Origin of the sequence: Synechococcus sp. W65.1 (assembly GCF_047461615.1) — a bacterium.
GTDB lineage: Bacteria > Cyanobacteriota > Cyanobacteriia > Thermostichales > Thermostichaceae > Thermostichus.
Genome location: NZ_JANSHI010000002.1, coordinates 150,583 through 164,869, shown reverse-complemented (window position 1 = coordinate 164,869; position 14,287 = coordinate 150,583). Strand labels below are relative to the sequence as shown.

The window sequence follows — 14,287 nt, the reverse complement described above, 5'->3', positions numbered from 1 at the left end:
GGTCCCCGCAAGAGGAGTGCGTAGCGATATTACCATCCCCTTGCCCACAGGTTTGCCGAAAAGTCCCCCGGGAAAGTTCCCCTAAAAAAAGTGCAGCTTGGCCATCAGCCTGCTGCACCTAGAGTTATCAATATTCGGCTCTCTAGAACAGGCCCAGGGTAACCCACTTGTCCAGCGGCAGAGTGGCGCCAATGCCTAGATACAGGGTTACCAAAGTGCCAATCAAAAACACCGTCGTCGCCACTGGACGGCGCAGCGGGTTCTGGAACTTGTTGACGTTTTCAATGAAAGGCACAAACAAAAGGCCCACGGGAATAGCCAACATCAGGGCAATGCCCAGCAGCTTACTGGGAACAACGCGCAAAATGTGGAACACAGGGTAGAGGTACCACTCGGGAAGAATTTCCAGGGGCGTGGCAAAGGGATCTGCCGGCTCGCCTACACCCGCGGGATCCATAACCGCCAGGCCGACAATCACCCCAATAGTGCCCAGGATGACCACCGGGAACATAAAGAGCAAGTCGTTAGGCCAAGCGGGCTCCCCGTAGGTCATGTGGCCCATGTTCTTCTTCAGCTTGGCCAAAACTTTGGGGTTGTCCAGGTCAACTTTGCGTGTAATAACCTCAGTCGCCAGCGCTTGCTTCGAGACAGGCATAGCAGTTCTCCTTGTCTGGGGCAAAAGGGTTGAGCAAGGGAAAGTAGGGGATCCAACCAGCCCTGGATCACAGGGGTCCAGAAATGCCCTGGCGGCGGATCATCAAAAAGTGCATGGTCATGAAGACCGCCGTCAGCCAAGGCAGGACAAAGGTGTGCAGGCTGTAGAAACGAGTAAGGGTAGCTTGGCCAACAGCCTCGCCACCGCGGATAAGCTGAACCAGGGCATCACCCACCACCGGGATAGCGCTGGGCACTCCCGAGACGATCTTGACTGCCCAGTAGCCCACCTGATCCCAGGGCAGAGAGTAGCCCGTAACCCCGAAAGAAACCGTCAGCACCGCCAAGATCACGCCGGTGACCCAGGTCAGCTCGCGGGGCTTTTTAAACCCACCGGTCAGGTAAACCCGGAAGGTGTGCAGAATCATCATCAACACCATCATGGAGGCGCTCCAGCGGTGGATGGAGCGCAGCAGCCAGCCGAAGTTGACCTGGGTCATGATGTAGTTGACCGACTCAAAGGCCTCGGCCACCGTCGGACGGTAGTAAAACGTCATGGCAAAGCCGGTGGCAAACTGAATGAGAAAGCACACCAGCGTAATGCCGCCAAGGCAATAGAAGATGTTAACGTGCGGCGGGATGAATTTTCCGGTTGCGTCGTCGACGAAGGGCGTAATCTCTAGCCGCTCGTCTAGCCAATCGTAAACTTTGCCCATGGTACCTTTCTTTCCAATTTCTCGGTATCTCCCCGGCAGGAGAAAGTCACTCCACGGTGGAGGACAGCCCCACCTCAACCAGCACTGTAACACAATTTGTTAACGACTTCCTTAAGTTAGGCTCAGCTCGGGGGCAGGAATCCGCATTCTCGCTGGCAAAACAGGTTTCGATATTGCGTCTTGTTCATATACGTTAACTTTTCTTAGCGTCTTGCCGTCTATGGTTGCGCCAAAGCCAAAGAAGAAAGAGTGGGGGATCCGCTGGGTTCTCCGCATTCTGCTGCTGGGGTGCCTGCTCTGGGCAAGTTTAGGCACTGGCGCCTACCGAGCTCAGGCCAGCCGCTGGGGAGAAGAGCAGCAACTGCTGGCCCAGGCTTGGGCGTATGTGGATCGGGCCTACGTGGATCCGGGGTTTAACGGGCAAAACTGGTGGCAGGTGCGGCAGCGTTTTCTGGCGCGGCCCTTGAAGAATCGTCAGGAAACCTATCGGGCCATTGAAGAGATGTTGGCCACCCTGGGGGATCCCTACACCCGCTTTTTGGATCGGGAGCACTACCTCAGTCTGCAGACCTCTACTGCCGGCGAGCTGAGCGGTGTTGGCCTGCAGATTGCCATCGACGAGCAGGGGGCGGTGCGGGTTATTGCTCCCATGGAGGGCACCCCTGCCGAGCGGGCCGGGATCCAGCCCCAGGATGAGATCTTGGCAGTGGATCAGGTGCCAGTGGCGGGGCTGAGCTTGGACGAGGTGGCAGAGCGCATGCGCGGCCCTAGCGGTACAACCGTTAGCCTGCGGCTAAGGCGGCAGGGGCGCATCTGGGAGGTGGAGCTGGTGCGGCAGTCAATCCTCATTAACCCGGTGCGCACGGCTTTCTTTGAGCTGCCCCAGGGATTGGTGGCCTACATCCGCCTCAGCCAGTTCAACGGCAATGCAGCCACCCAAGTGCGCCAGGCTATCCAGGCGGCAGAAGCCCGAGGGGTGCGGGGCTACCTCCTGGATCTGCGCAACAACCCCGGAGGACTGCTGCAGGCGGCCATTGAGATTGCCCGCTTTTGGATCCCCAAGGGCAACATCGTGCTGGTGAAGGATCGCCACGGCATTCTAGAAGGCATTCCTGCCACCGGCGAAATTCTCACCCAGGCGCCGCTAGTGGTCTTGGTTAACCAAGGCAGTGCCAGCGCTAGCGAAGTCTTGGCGGGGGCATTGCAGGACAGCGGGCGGGCGCAACTGGTGGGAACGCGCACCTTCGGCAAGGGGCTGATCCAATCCCTGATGGAGCTGGCAGATGGCTCAGGGCTGGCCGTGACGACTGCCAAATACCTCACCCCCAACGGCCGCGACATTCACCGCCAAGGGATCCAGCCCGATGTGGTGGTGGGCGAGGGCCCCGTTCCCCTAACGGCAGAAACCCTGGGCGACCCTGAGGATCGCCAGTTGCAGCGGGCTCTGGAACTGCTGGGGGCGACTTTGTCCGTGGTCCAGGGGATCCCCACCTGAGGCATCTGCTGCAGGGATTGGGGTGCCTGTTTGTCTTCGATTCGGTTTAGGATCGGGCTTGGTGTCAACTCAGCCCTGCTCTCGAGCCCTTTGGCATGAACGCCCTCCAACAGTTTCACCACTTCTTCAACTGCTGTATTGGCGCCTGGCACACCGAGCGTACCTATCACTACCTGGATCGAGGGGAGGTGGAGCGCTCGCGCACCGAGTTCACCATTCGCACCCTCACTCCTGAGCTCAAGGAGAAGGTCCTGGCCGACAACAACTACCCCAACCACGGCGTCGACGGCTTCCTGGGCTTTCACCTTGCCTTTGAGACTGTCTCCGAAAAGGGGGAGGAGGTCGGGCAAGAGCTAAACATGTTGTTTGTGCCCCGGCGAGAGGGCCCCCGCGGGCTGGAAGGCGACTACCTGCGCGATCGCGCCTATGAGGAAGAGCGGCCCATGGTGGCCGACTTCCGCTTCGATCCGGGATCCCTGCAACTGGTGATGACCACCACCTACACCCACGTTGTTTCCGTAGATACCATCACCCTGCTCAACCCCCGCCTGCGCCTGCGGCAGATCCTCAACTACCGGCGCCCACCTCAAGGCCAGCCGCTGCAGGAGGTACTCCTGGTGGGGTTTGGGGTGGAACAAAAGCTGACCTAGGGAGGCTGCGTGGACTCCGAGTCGATCCCGGCCCCAGACTTGCCCTTGCCCCAATACCTGGCCCGAATTCAAGCCAGCTTTGAGCGGGGACAATACCGACAGGCCTTGGAGGAGGCCAAACAGGCCCAAGGTCGCTATCCCCAGGCAGGCCAGCTGCGGCTCTGGCAGGCCTTGGCGCAGGAGGCGCTTGGAGAAACCGAGGAGGCCGTCCGCCTGGTGCAGAGCTTGCTATATAGTCCAGATCCCGAGCTTGCCCAGCAGGCGCGCTATGTGTTGAGCATCTGGCAGGCTCCCCGTCTACGCCGCCCAGCGGAGTGGTTGATCCAAATCCCCGATCTCAGCCACCTGGAAGAGGCCAAGCCTGAAAGCCGACTTCTAGTCTATGAACGCCCTCGCCCGCGGGGATCTCGGCCCACGTCCCCCGCTCCCCTCCCTTCCCAGGCCGCTCCCTCGGTGAATACCCAACGGCTGAATTGGGTGTTGATTGGAATCCTCTCGGCCTTGCTGGCAACCCTGGCCTGGCTGCCCTAGCTTAGCGGCTGCCAAGAGGGAATCCTCTCGCCGATGCCCAGCACAGGAGAGATACTGGAAACAGGGAGCTGGCGGGTTAACAGCAGGCAGAAGCGGAGGTTGACGGTGGCGGCACAGACTTTGGTTATGGAGGCAGTAGAGCGGCTGGGCCTGCGGGTTACGTTGGGAGACATCGCCTCCACCACAGGCCTGGCCTTAGAGGAGGCCAAGCAAGAGTTGCTGCAGTTGGCCCAAAAGGCAGGGGGGCATCTTCAGGTTTCGCGGCAGGGAGAGATCGCCTACGTTTTCCCGCCCGACTTTCGCAGCATTCTCCAGCGCAAGGAGCAACAGGACCGGCTGGCAGCCCTGCGGCGCCGGCTTTGGGGAGGGTTTCTCTACGGCCTGCGCATTTCCTTTGGCATCCTGCTGGTAGTGTCAATTGTCTTCATTACTCTGGCCTTGATGGCTCTGCAGAGCAGTAGGAGCAGCCGTGAGGAGGATAGCCGCAGCCGCTCGGGAGGGGTGGGGCTCTTCTACGTTCCCGACCTGTGGGTAGGCAACCCCTTCTGGGGTCCCTACGGGGGCTATTCTGGTCTGGCGCAACCCCCCCAGGAAAAGGCGGAGATGAACTTTCTCGAGGCGGTCTACAGCTTCCTGTTTGGCGACGGGGATCCCAATGCCAACCTGGAAGAAGAACGCTATGCCCTCATTGGCCAGCTCATCCGCGCCAATGGGGGAGTCATTGCCGCCGAGCAGGTGTTGCCCTACCTGGATGTGGAGCCGGGAGCTCCTGCCCTGGAGTACGAAGACTACATGCTGCCCATTTTGCTCAAGTTTGACGGCCAGCCGGAGGTAAGCGAGGAGGGAGATATCGTCTATCGCTTTCCAGAGCTGCAGGTAACGGCCGCCGAAGGCCCACGGCAGCGGCTTCCCGAGGTGTTGCAAGAAAAACCTTGGGTGTTTAGCCGCGCCACCCCTGGGCAGCTGGCCCTAGCCGCCGGCTTGGGTGTGCTCAATTTCTTCTTGGCGGCCATTCTCTATGGGGCGCGGGAGGAGGTGGCCGCTGCCGCTGGGAGCAATGCCTTTTTGGCGTTTATCTACCCGCTGATTGGATTCCTCTTCCTCTACGGCACGCTGTTTTTGGCAGTGCCCACGGTGCGTTGGTTGACCTTGCAATTCCGCAACCAGGGAGTGGAGCGCCGCAATCGCATTCGGCGGTTTTGGCAAGAGCAACTGCAGCGTCCCTCGGAGGTGCTGCGGCGCAAGCTTGACTTTGCCCGCCACTTCCGCCGCCAGGAGGTGGTGCAGGAAGCGGACACCATCTACTCTACTGACCGGGATCTCATCGAGCAGCGGGACTACCGCTTGGACGAGCCGGCCTTCCGTCAGCTTGTGCAGCAAGAACAGGCCCTGGAAGCCGAGTCAAAGAGCTAGGGAGGGGTTAGCCTGCGCCCACGAGTCATGTCCACTGTCGGCAGCCAACGAGGGATCCCGACCCGCCTGGGGATCGATGTGGGAGGCACTTTTACCGATCTGGTGCTGCTGCAGGAGGGCCAGATCCGGACGGCCAAGGTCCTCTCCACCCCTAGCCCGGAAGAGGGGGTCTTCGCTGCCCTGGACAAGCTGGGCCCAGTTGAGGTGGACGTGTTCTGCCATGGCATGACCGTGGCCACCAACGCCCTCCTGGAGCGCAAGGGATCCCCCACTCTCTTTTTGACCACGGCGGGCTTTCGGGATGTGCTGGCCATTGGCCGCCAAAACCGTCCTTCCCTTTACGACCTCACCCAGCCCAAGCCAGAGCCGGTGGTGCCCCGCCACCACTGCCTGGAGGTGAAGGAGCGCTGCAGCGCCAGTGGCGTGGTCGAGCCGCTAACTGAGGAGGAGATCCAGCGTGTAGTCCGGGAAGTGGGGGAGCGGGTACAGCGGGATGGAATCCGCGCCGTGGGGGTGGGGTTTCTGTTTTCTTTCCTCTACCCAGAGCATGAGCAGCGCTTGGGGGCGGCTTTGCGACAGGCCTTTCCCAGCTTGCATGTTTCCCTCTCCTGCGAGGTGGCGCCAGAGTTTCGGGAATACGAGCGCTTCAGCACCACGGCCATTGATGCCTACCTCAGCCCAGCACTGGCGGGCTACCTCCACCGCTTGGCCCAGGGCTGCCGGCAGCGAGGGATCCCCGAACCCCTGATCATGCAATCCTCCGGCGGCGTCACTTCCCTTGCCCAGGCAGCAGCCCACGCCTCGGTGGCGCTGCTTTCGGGACCGGCGGGCGGCGTTTACGGAGCGGCCTACTTGGGCCGGCTGAGTGGCTACTCCCATCTGCTTAGCCTGGACATGGGAGGAACCAGCACCGATGTGGCCCTCATTCAGGACGGCATCCCCCAGGTTACCCCGTCAGCGGTAGTGTGCGGCCTGCCGGTGCAGCAGCCCCAGATCGACATCCACACGGTCAGTGCTGGGGGCGGATCCCTGGCCTCCCTGCTACCCGGGGGCGGGCTGCAGGTGGGGCCGGAAAGTGCCGGCTCCAACCCTGGGCCGGCCTGCTACGGTCGGGGGGGAACGGCTCCCACGGTAACCGATGCCAACCTCTGGCTGGGCTACCTGCCGGATGGGGGCTGGCTGGGGGATGCCGTTTGCCTACGGCGAGACTTGGCTGGCCAGGCCCTCAGAACGCTCGCGGAGCCCTTGGGCTTGAGTTTGGAGGAGACGGCCGTTGGCATTCGCACCCTAGCCAATGTGGCCATGGCACGGGCTTTGCGGGTCATCAGCGTGGAGCGAGGCTTGGATCCCGCCTATTTTGCCCTGCTGGCCTTTGGCGGAGCTGGGCCCATGCATGCCTGTGCTTTAGCAGAAGAGCTGGGGATCCGCCGCATCTTGATCCCGGCCTTTGCCGGTGTCCTCTCGGCGCTGGGCATGGCTTTGGCCGATCTGCGGCGGGACTACCGGCGGGCCGTCCTGCAACCGCTGCGGCAGCTAGAGGGGGAGGGGGGAGGATCCCTTCTGGCTCAGTGGGCTGAGCCCCTCATCCGCCAGGCACAAGCCGACCTGCAAGAGCCGGAGCTCTCCTTGAGTTTGGATCTGCGCTACCGCGGCCAGTCCTTTGAGCTGGAGATCCCGGCCCAGTTGTCGGATCCGGTTTCCCGCCTCGAGCAGCGGTTTCACCAAGCCCACCGCCAGCGCTACGGCTGGCAGGATCCTGACCAAGAGGTGGAGGTGATCCAGTTGCGCCTACGGGCGGTGCAGGCCTTGCCTTGTGTCCCTCTGCAGGCCCCCCCACCCTTGCCGGGGGATCCCCTCCAGGGGAAACGAGAGGCCTGGTTTGGGGGCCGGATGCGGCCGGTGCCCGTCTACAATCGGCGGTACATGGGGGTGGGGTTTCAACTGTGCGGGCCGGCAATTGTGGAGATGCCGGAGGCTACCGTGGTGATTGAAGCCGGTTGGACCGGCAGCATCGACGCCGTAGGCACGCTGGTCTTAAGCTGCGAGTAGAGAGGGCGGACGATGGGATTCGAACCCACGAGTGGAGGAACCACAATCCTCTGCCTTAACCACTTGGCTACGCCCGCCAGGACCCTAATCCAGCTTAGCATGTAGCAAGCGGAACAGAGCCGCAAGGGTTGAAGCGCCCCACCATGTTGCCCAGAGCCGAACTACTGAAAGGAGCGGAGTATCGAGAAACCTTGGCGCGCATCCTAGACCTAGGAGAGCAGGCCCTGAAAACTTGGCAGGTGGTCTACAGCGATTTTCTCTCGCCGCCGGAGATTGCCGCCGTCCAAAGCCGATTGAACAAGCTAGCCGAACTGCAGGTGGTGGCCTGGGGAGGCTATGCCCAGGCAGAGCGCCAGCGCCTGGCCCTGGCTCGCCCCGAGGTTGGTGTGGAGGCAGCAGGGATCCCGCTAGCGGCTATTGAAATTCAGGGGAACTTTCTCTTCGACCCAGCTACTCACGGCGACTTTTTAGAAGCCCTTCTAGCAACAGGAATTGCCGGCGAGAAGGTGGGAGACATTCTCGCAGTTGGAGAAGCAGGCGCGCAGGCTATCGTGGTACCTGAACTGGTGGACTATCTCAGCCTCAACCTGAAGCAAGTGCGCAGTGTGCCGGTCAAGGTTAGCTCCATCCCTCTCAACCAATTAAAGGTGCAGCCGCTGCGGGTAAAGTCCATTACCAGTGTGGAAGCCTCTTTGCGCTTGGACGCAGTGGCTTCAGCCGGATTCGGCATCTCCCGCAGCAAAATGGTGGAAGAGATCCAGCGGGGAGAAGTACGAGTCAACTGGAAGCCAGTTACCCAAGCCAGCTACCTCCTTAGCCCTCAGGATTGGGTTGCCATCCGCAGTCGGGGTCGGCTGCAAATTGAAGAGGTGGTTGAGACGAAAAAAGGCCGCTTTCGGATCCAAATGAAGCGGTATTTCTAGGAGATCTCTTTGAGAAGAGCTGCCAGCGGCGCCCAGCGGGGATCCCCTGCCGGCGCAGCCGACTCCACCACAATACCTGGGCAATCGGGGCGACAGGGCAACTGGGTGGGCATCTCCAAATGCAGGTACTGGCGCATCAAGTCCTCCACATCCAGCTCACCGTTGGGGGGCAAGCTTTCCAGCAGATCCTCTTCCTCCTTCAGTTCCAGCTCCAGGGGTGGAGGGCCAGAGTTGGGCTCGCGAATGAGAATGATCTCCTCAACATCTAGCTCCAGCCGGTGGTTAAACTGCTGCAAGCAGCGGTGACAAGCAAGAGTCACGATGGTGCGGGCCTGGGCCCTTACCTCAACAAAGTGTCCTCGGTGGCTGACCCGCAGGAATCCCCCCACCGGTGTCAGGCTCTCAAAGCCAGCGAAAAACTGCCGAAACCGTACCTCCTGGGTTTGGCCAGGCAGCTGCCGCAGCTCGGATAGACGAATTGGCTTCAGCATAGCCCCATTTCCCTCCAGACAGTTGGGGTCCCTTAGCTGCGCCCTCACTTACCCCGGCGCGGGGCTCGGCGGATGACCAAGCGGCGATCCGGCTCTTTACCTCGGCTAAAGGTTTCTAGGTCAGCATAGGCAGGGTCTTTGAGGAGCGTGTGGATTTGCCGCCGGTCGGCAGCCGAAAGGTGCTCGGGAAACTCGTACTCCCGACCACTTGCTCTCACTTTCTCCACAGCCGTAGCCACCAAAGCCTTCAACTCCTGCAAACGGCGCTCCCGATAGCCGTCTAGGTCCAAGATATAGGGTTGTTGCTGGTTTTCTGGCTGGTTGAGGTTGAGAAGGGTGTTGGCCAGATATTGCAAAGCATCCAGCACTACTGGGGTACGCTCTTCGTCAACTTTAGTCTCCTTGGGGACGGGCCCTGGGGGCACTTTGGAAAGCAGGACTTGCTTTTGCGCAGGCGTGAGAGAACTGGCCTCAATTTCAATCACCTCGCCCACTACCCGCACTGCTGCCGGTATCCCCATGGCCGATAGCACCTGCTGCAACCACTCTCTAGCCCGTTCTCGCTGCTCGGCGGGAGAAAGCTTAGCTTGGAAAGGAGCAGCGGTCTCTTCAAACTGCGGGTGGGATTTCTTAGCGGCGGCTCCCCTTGGGGAACCTGTAGAAGACTCAGGGTGGCTCATCCCAACAGCTTCCAACTGCTGAAAGACTATCAACCAGTTAACTGCAAGCCCACCCACCCAGCGGCCAGAGGACTGCTTAGGGCTCAAAGGGCAAAGATTCCCGAGCTCCCCCAGCGGCTTTGGGTTTTACTGCTCGGTCTACCTCCTTACTAACCTGGGCAGCACGGCGCCGTTCCTCTTCCACCAACTGCTGCAGGCTCTCTGGCAAAGGCTCTCGCGAGAGCAAGAAGGTCTGCAGCGTCTGGAAAATGCTGGAGACGAGGATATAGAGCAAAACCCCAGCCGGCAAGGGGAAAAATAGAAACATCGCCGAGAACAGCACCGGGGTAATGCGGGCCATCGAGCTCTGGCTGGGATCCTCCTGGCCGGTATTGGTCAGGGCCTGGTTGAGGTAGATGGAAAGGCCAAAGAGGGCGACCATGGCGATGATATCCCAGTGGATGGTTCCATCGGGGTCAAAAGCGCCAACGCGGCCCAGCTTATCAATAAATAGAAAGCCGGTATCTGAGGCCAAGCCTGGAATCGAGACCTGCAGCGCTACCTCCCCCGGCTGCAGGGCCAGCAAGGTGCCATCGGGCTGGAGCTGGACCCGCTCCTCTCCCTTGACAATCCTCCAAGCTGGCTGCAACAGCTTGGGGTCTCCCCCCGCTTCTGTTACCAGTTGCTCGAAGGGTTTGCCCCCTGGCCCTTGCAGCATCCACTGCACCTGCTCCCCTACGGCAACCTTGGTACCCTTAGGCACCACCAGCACCACCGGCTTGTGGACTGAGTCGGCGACGAAGATGTTCTTGCTGGAGCTGACGTAGGGAGTGGGTACCACCTCAGCCGCCACCTCTGCTGGCAAGATCTGCAGGTTGACGTCGTAGGTTACCGCCGCAAAAGGGGATCCCCGCAGCGTGGCAAAGAGCGCAAACAGCACTGGCATTTGAATAAGCAGCGGCAGGCACCCCCCAAGCGGGTTAACCCCTAGTTCGCTGTAGAGTTTGGCCTGGGCCTCGCGCAGCTTTTGCGGGTCGTCGCGGTACCTCTCCTGGATCTCTCGCATCCGCCGCTGCATCACCGGGCTAATGACTTTCATGCGCCGCATGTTGCGGATGGACCCGGCATTGAGGGGGTAGAGGGCAAAGCGGATCACCAATGTCAGAAAGATGATGGCCAGACCATAGCTGGGCACGATCCCGTAGAAAAAATCCAGGATCGGCAGCATGACATTGTTGGAGAGAAATCCGACTCCGAAGTCCATGGGGGGTGGTGGCAAACGTCCGTAACCCATTGTAATGGTTTCCGACCTCCTGACGAGGGCTCTTTCCCCATCCGGCGATGAGCGCTGGTCGAAGTTGCAGCCCCCGCGAGCCCCCCGGCAACCCGTTTTGAGGGGTAGAAACCAGCAAAAAAGAGGGGCAAACCGCCCCTCCCCTCTTTTGCAGCTTCGGCAGAGAGCAGGAAAAAAAACGCCTCTTCCCCACCTCCGACTACTTGATCTTAACCGTGGCGCCGGCCTCTTCCAGCTTTTTCTTGATCTCGTTGGCCTCCTCCTTGGAGACTCCCTCCTTAACTGCTTTGGGAGCAGCTTCCACGAGATCCTTGGCATCCTTTAGGCCTAAGCCGGTTAGCTCGCGCACCACCTTAAGAACGGCAATCTTCTTGTCGGCAGGAACAGCCTCGAGAATGACATCAAAAGCCGTTTGCTCCTCTACCGGCTCAGCCGGCGCTGCTGGTGCCGGTGCCGCTGCTGCCGCCACGGGAGCAGCCATGACCATGCCGCCTACCGGTGCAGCTGCACTGACGCCAAAGGTCTCTTCAATGGCTTTCACCAGCTCGGCAGCTTCCAACAAAGTCAAGGTCTTCAGCTCTTCCAGGATGCTTTGAACACGCTCTGAAGCCATGGTTGTGTCTCCTTAGGTAACAAGAAGTAGCAGGGTGCAATTGAGCCGTTGGCCCATCGAAGCGGCTGCCTTCAGGCCGCCTCCTTGTCGGCAATGGCTCGCACAGCCCGCGCCAGTGAGGCCGGGATCTCGTGGATACCGCGGGCCACCTGGCTAGGCACAGCATTGAGCCCAACCGCCAGTCGGGTGGCTACTAGCTTAAGGCTGCCTGCCACTTGGGCCAGGAGCACCTCCTTAGGCGGCAGGTCAGCAATGGCCTTGGCCTGATCCAAGGTCAGAGACAGCCCCTCAGCGGCAGCACCGCGAAACTCAGTCTTCTTGGTTTGCCGGGCAAAGTCTTGATACGCCTTCAGGGCCGCCGCGATATTGCCCCGGATCAGGATAAAAGCCGTTGGCCCGGACAAGAAAGGCAGGATCCCTGCCCAAGCCTTAAGGTCAGCAACGGCCCGCCGCATCAGGGTATTTTTAACCACCATACAGACGGCGTCTGCTTTGCGCAGCTCCGCCCGCAGCTGGTTCATCTCAGCAACGGTTAGACCTTTGTAGTCGATGACCAGCACCATTTGGCTAGCTTGCAACAGGGATCGAACCTCATCGACTACCTCTGCTTTCTTTGCTAAGGATTGCTTGCCCACGCGCTCACCTCCTCGATTGTCTGTAATGTGGTTGCCACTGCAAAAGGAATGCGCCCCAGCCTCCGCCGAGACGCATTTGGGCAAGCATAAGCTTCGGGAATTTTTCCCACTCTACCCAAGCCTCGGCAGGAGATTAAGCCACTTGGCGCCTGCTGTCTTCGGCTCTCTATTTCAACTGTGGAAAGGTTTCCCGTTTGGCTCCCTCCCTGGCCAAAATTTGCCCTAGTCAACTTACCTTATTACGCCAGACCTAGGCAACCAACTTTAACTCCCGCAGGGCATTAACGTCAACTTCAATAGAAGGGCCCATCGTAGCACAAATATGCATAGTTCGCCAGTACTTGCCCTTTGCTCCAGGGGGACGGTTGCGGTCAATCGACTCCTGCACTGCCTTTAGGTTTTCTAGCAGCGCCTCAACCGGAAACTGACACTTGCCGAAGATTAAATGGACAATGCCAGTTTTGTCCGCCCGGTACTCCAGCTTGCCGGCCTTGAACTCCTTAATTGCCTGGGCCAGATCCATGGTAACCGTTCCCCCCTTGGGAGAGGGCATCAGGCCGCGTGGCCCCAACAGGCGCCCCAGCTTGGCCACCTGGGGCATCACATCGGGAGTGGCAATCAGCAGGTCGAAGTCGATCACGCCCTTGCTGATTTCCTCGATGAGATCCTCAAACCCCACTCGGTCGGCCCCAGCATTCTGGGCTTCCACCACCTTTTCGCCGCGGGCAATTACCGCTACTCGAATTTCTTGCCCAGTGCCGCGTGGCAAAACCACCGTAGAGCGCAGCTGCTGGTCAGCATATTTGGGATCGATCCCCAGGCGAATGTGAACTTCAGCCGCCTCGTCAAATTTAGCAGTGGCTGTCTCCTTCATGAGGGCAATGGCTTCAGCGGGGGGATAGGGGATGGGCTTGATCTTCTCCCGCAAAGCCTGCATGCGTTTGGACAGTTTTCGAGCCATAACTTCTCCTCGGGGTTCTGGCGAGAACTTCTCTCCCCCAAAACGACAAACAAGCTGGGCTAGCGGAGCCCTAGTCAACTATCGTTACTCCCATGCTCCGGGCAGTGCCGGCAATGATTCTCATCGCCGCCTCCACATCGTTGGTATTCAAATCTGGCAGCTTCTGCTCGGCAATCTGGCGGAGTTGGGCGCGGGTCAGGGATCCCACCTTGACTTTGTGGGGCTCGCTGGAGCCTGACTCAATGCCAAGGGCTTTCTTGATCAGCACCGAGGCTGGCGGCGTCTTGAGGACAAAGGTGAAGCTGCGATCGTCGTAGATGGAGATCTCGACCGGCACCACCATGCCCGCCTGATCCGCCGTTCTGGCATTGTACTCCTTGCAAAAGGCCATGATGTTGACCCCGTGCTGACCCAAGGCGGGGCCAATGGGGGGGGCGGGGGTGGCTTTGCCCGCCTGGATGGCCAGCTTGACTACTGCCACCAGTTTCTTAGCCATGCAACGCAGTTACACCTCTTTTCGCACTTGACCAAGCTCTAATTCTACCGGAGTATCCCGCCCAAAAATTGAGATCAAAGCCTTGAGCTTGCCCCGTTCTGGGCTGACATCCACCACCTCGCCGTAGAACCCCTGGAAGGGGCCAGACAGCACCTCAATGCGATCCCCAGGGGCCAGGTTAATCTTGAGGGGCACCGCCTCCACCTCAGCGGTGCTGAAGATGCGCTGAACTTCGCTGGGACTGAGGGGCCGCGGTGTCACATGCCCCCGACCGCGACCATAGGGCCGTCTCTGTTCCGTGCCAACGAAGTTGATGACATTGGGAGTGGTTTTCACCACCCGCCAGGTGTCGTCGTTGAGATCCATGCGCACGAGCACATAGCCGGGGAAAATCTTTTCCTCTTGCTCCTGGCGCTTGCCGGATCGATCCAGCTTGAAGCCCACCCGCTTTGGGATCACCACTTCGACGATTTGATCGGCCACATCCAGGGCTGCTGCCCGCTGCAGGAGAGTGCTTTTAACTTTGTTTTCGCAGCCAGCAGCTACCTGAACGGCGTACCAGCGCAAGTTGCGCTGGCTTTGACCTTCCCCTTCTTCCGCAGTCGTTTCTGTTTCCGCAGCTTCTAGGGGCTCAACGTAGTCTCTGCGGCGTCTCCGCCGCTGCTCTAACCCTGGGCTCATACTTCACCTCCTCTCCCCTCCCCTGC

16 protein-coding genes, 1 tRNA gene and 1 other annotated feature are annotated in these 14,287 nt (G+C 60.1%); of the genes, 6 read left to right on the top strand and 11 right to left on the bottom strand.

Translation table 11 applies throughout. From position 1 onward, the window contains the following. Nucleotides 1-142: 142 nt before the first annotated feature. Both petD and petB read right to left on the bottom strand, forming a co-directional pair. Nucleotides 143-655 (bottom strand): cytochrome b6-f complex subunit IV, encoded by a 513-nt coding sequence (gene petD / locus NW806_RS02125; protein ID WP_414405860.1) that lies wholly within the window; start codon nucleotides 653-655, stop codon nucleotides 143-145. A gap of 67 nt (nucleotides 656-722) precedes the next feature. Further along, entirely contained in the window at nucleotides 723-1,370 is a 648-nt protein-coding gene (gene petB / locus NW806_RS02120) for a cytochrome b6 (RefSeq protein WP_414396519.1), read from the bottom strand. Nucleotides 1,371-1,590: 220 nt separating this feature from the next. Here petB and NW806_RS02115 point away from each other — a divergent pair, with 220 nt between their 5' ends. The 5 genes from NW806_RS02115 to NW806_RS02095 all read left to right on the top strand — a co-directional run bounded on the left by NW806_RS02115 (nucleotide 1,591) and on the right by NW806_RS02095 (nucleotide 7,508). Next, on the top strand, nucleotides 1,591-2,865 hold the full coding sequence (locus NW806_RS02115) for a S41 family peptidase (protein ID WP_414409834.1): 1,275 nt from the start codon (nucleotides 1,591-1,593) through the stop codon (nucleotides 2,863-2,865). 95 nt (nucleotides 2,866-2,960) lie between these two features. Further along, entirely contained in the window at nucleotides 2,961-3,515 is a 555-nt protein-coding gene (locus NW806_RS02110; protein WP_414409833.1) for a phycobiliprotein lyase, read from the top strand. Between the two features lie 9 nt (nucleotides 3,516-3,524). Beyond that, nucleotides 3,525-4,046: a hypothetical protein gene (locus tag NW806_RS02105; protein ID WP_414409832.1), complete on the top strand. Its 522-nt coding sequence runs from the start codon at nucleotides 3,525-3,527 to the stop codon at nucleotides 4,044-4,046. Nucleotides 4,047-4,151: 105 nt separating this feature from the next. Next, a complete protein-coding gene (locus NW806_RS02100) occupies nucleotides 4,152-5,459 on the top strand; it encodes a hypothetical protein (protein WP_414409831.1) in 1,308 nt (435 codons plus the stop codon). Nucleotides 5,460-5,486: 27 nt separating this feature from the next. Further along, entirely contained in the window at nucleotides 5,487-7,508 is a 2,022-nt protein-coding gene (locus NW806_RS02095) for a hydantoinase/oxoprolinase family protein (protein ID WP_414409830.1), read from the top strand. A 4-nt stretch (nucleotides 7,509-7,512) separates the two neighbouring features. Here NW806_RS02095 and NW806_RS02090 read toward each other — a convergent pair. After that, nucleotides 7,513-7,585 (bottom strand) — tRNA-His (locus NW806_RS02090). Between the two features lie 66 nt (nucleotides 7,586-7,651). Here NW806_RS02090 and NW806_RS02085 point away from each other — a divergent pair. After that, nucleotides 7,652-8,431 carry a photosystem II S4 domain protein gene (locus NW806_RS02085; protein ID WP_414409829.1) on the top strand — a complete coding sequence of 260 codons (780 nt, stop codon included), beginning with the start codon at nucleotides 7,652-7,654 and terminating at the stop codon, nucleotides 8,429-8,431. Here the strand turns inward: NW806_RS02085 and NW806_RS02080 are convergent. The 8 genes from NW806_RS02080 to nusG all read right to left on the bottom strand — a co-directional run bounded on the left by NW806_RS02080 (nucleotide 8,428) and on the right by nusG (nucleotide 14,261). After that, on the bottom strand, nucleotides 8,428-8,922 hold the full coding sequence (locus tag NW806_RS02080; RefSeq protein ID WP_414409828.1) for a YceD family protein: 495 nt from the start codon (nucleotides 8,920-8,922) through the stop codon (nucleotides 8,428-8,430). The genes NW806_RS02085 and NW806_RS02080 overlap by 4 nt on opposite strands. Nucleotides 8,923-8,966: 44 nt before the next feature. Continuing rightward, complete coding sequence (locus NW806_RS02075; RefSeq protein ID WP_414409827.1) at nucleotides 8,967-9,602, bottom strand: protein jag; 636 nt, start codon at nucleotides 9,600-9,602, stop codon at nucleotides 8,967-8,969. Nucleotides 9,603-9,678: 76 nt separating this feature from the next. Then, complete coding sequence (gene yidC, locus NW806_RS02070) at nucleotides 9,679-10,845, bottom strand: membrane protein insertase YidC (protein WP_414409826.1); 1,167 nt, start codon at nucleotides 10,843-10,845, stop codon at nucleotides 9,679-9,681. A gap of 229 nt (nucleotides 10,846-11,074) precedes the next feature. Continuing rightward, on the bottom strand, nucleotides 11,075-11,488 hold the full coding sequence (gene rplL, locus NW806_RS02065; protein WP_414409825.1) for a 50S ribosomal protein L7/L12: 414 nt from the start codon (nucleotides 11,486-11,488) through the stop codon (nucleotides 11,075-11,077). Between the two features lie 71 nt (nucleotides 11,489-11,559). Continuing rightward, complete coding sequence (gene rplJ, locus NW806_RS02060) at nucleotides 11,560-12,123, bottom strand: 50S ribosomal protein L10 (RefSeq protein ID WP_414396493.1); 564 nt, start codon at nucleotides 12,121-12,123, stop codon at nucleotides 11,560-11,562. Between the two features lie 35 nt (nucleotides 12,124-12,158). Next, nucleotides 12,159-12,303, bottom strand: a sequence feature (ribosomal protein L10 leader region). Nucleotides 12,304-12,373: 70 nt separating this feature from the next. Then, nucleotides 12,374-13,084, bottom strand: a complete 711-nt coding sequence (gene rplA, locus NW806_RS02055) for a 50S ribosomal protein L1 (RefSeq protein WP_414396491.1) — start codon at nucleotides 13,082-13,084, stop codon at nucleotides 12,374-12,376. A 70-nt stretch (nucleotides 13,085-13,154) separates the two neighbouring features. Beyond that, nucleotides 13,155-13,580, bottom strand: coding sequence for a 50S ribosomal protein L11 (gene rplK / locus NW806_RS02050; RefSeq protein WP_414396490.1), 426 nt, complete (start codon nucleotides 13,578-13,580; stop codon nucleotides 13,155-13,157). A gap of 9 nt (nucleotides 13,581-13,589) precedes the next feature. Beyond that, the gene (nusG, locus tag NW806_RS02045) at nucleotides 13,590-14,261 is read right to left on the bottom strand and encodes a transcription termination/antitermination protein NusG (RefSeq protein ID WP_414405870.1); all 672 of its coding nucleotides are present in this window, start codon (nucleotides 14,259-14,261) and stop codon (nucleotides 13,590-13,592) included. Between the last annotated feature and the right edge of the window lie 26 nt (nucleotides 14,262-14,287).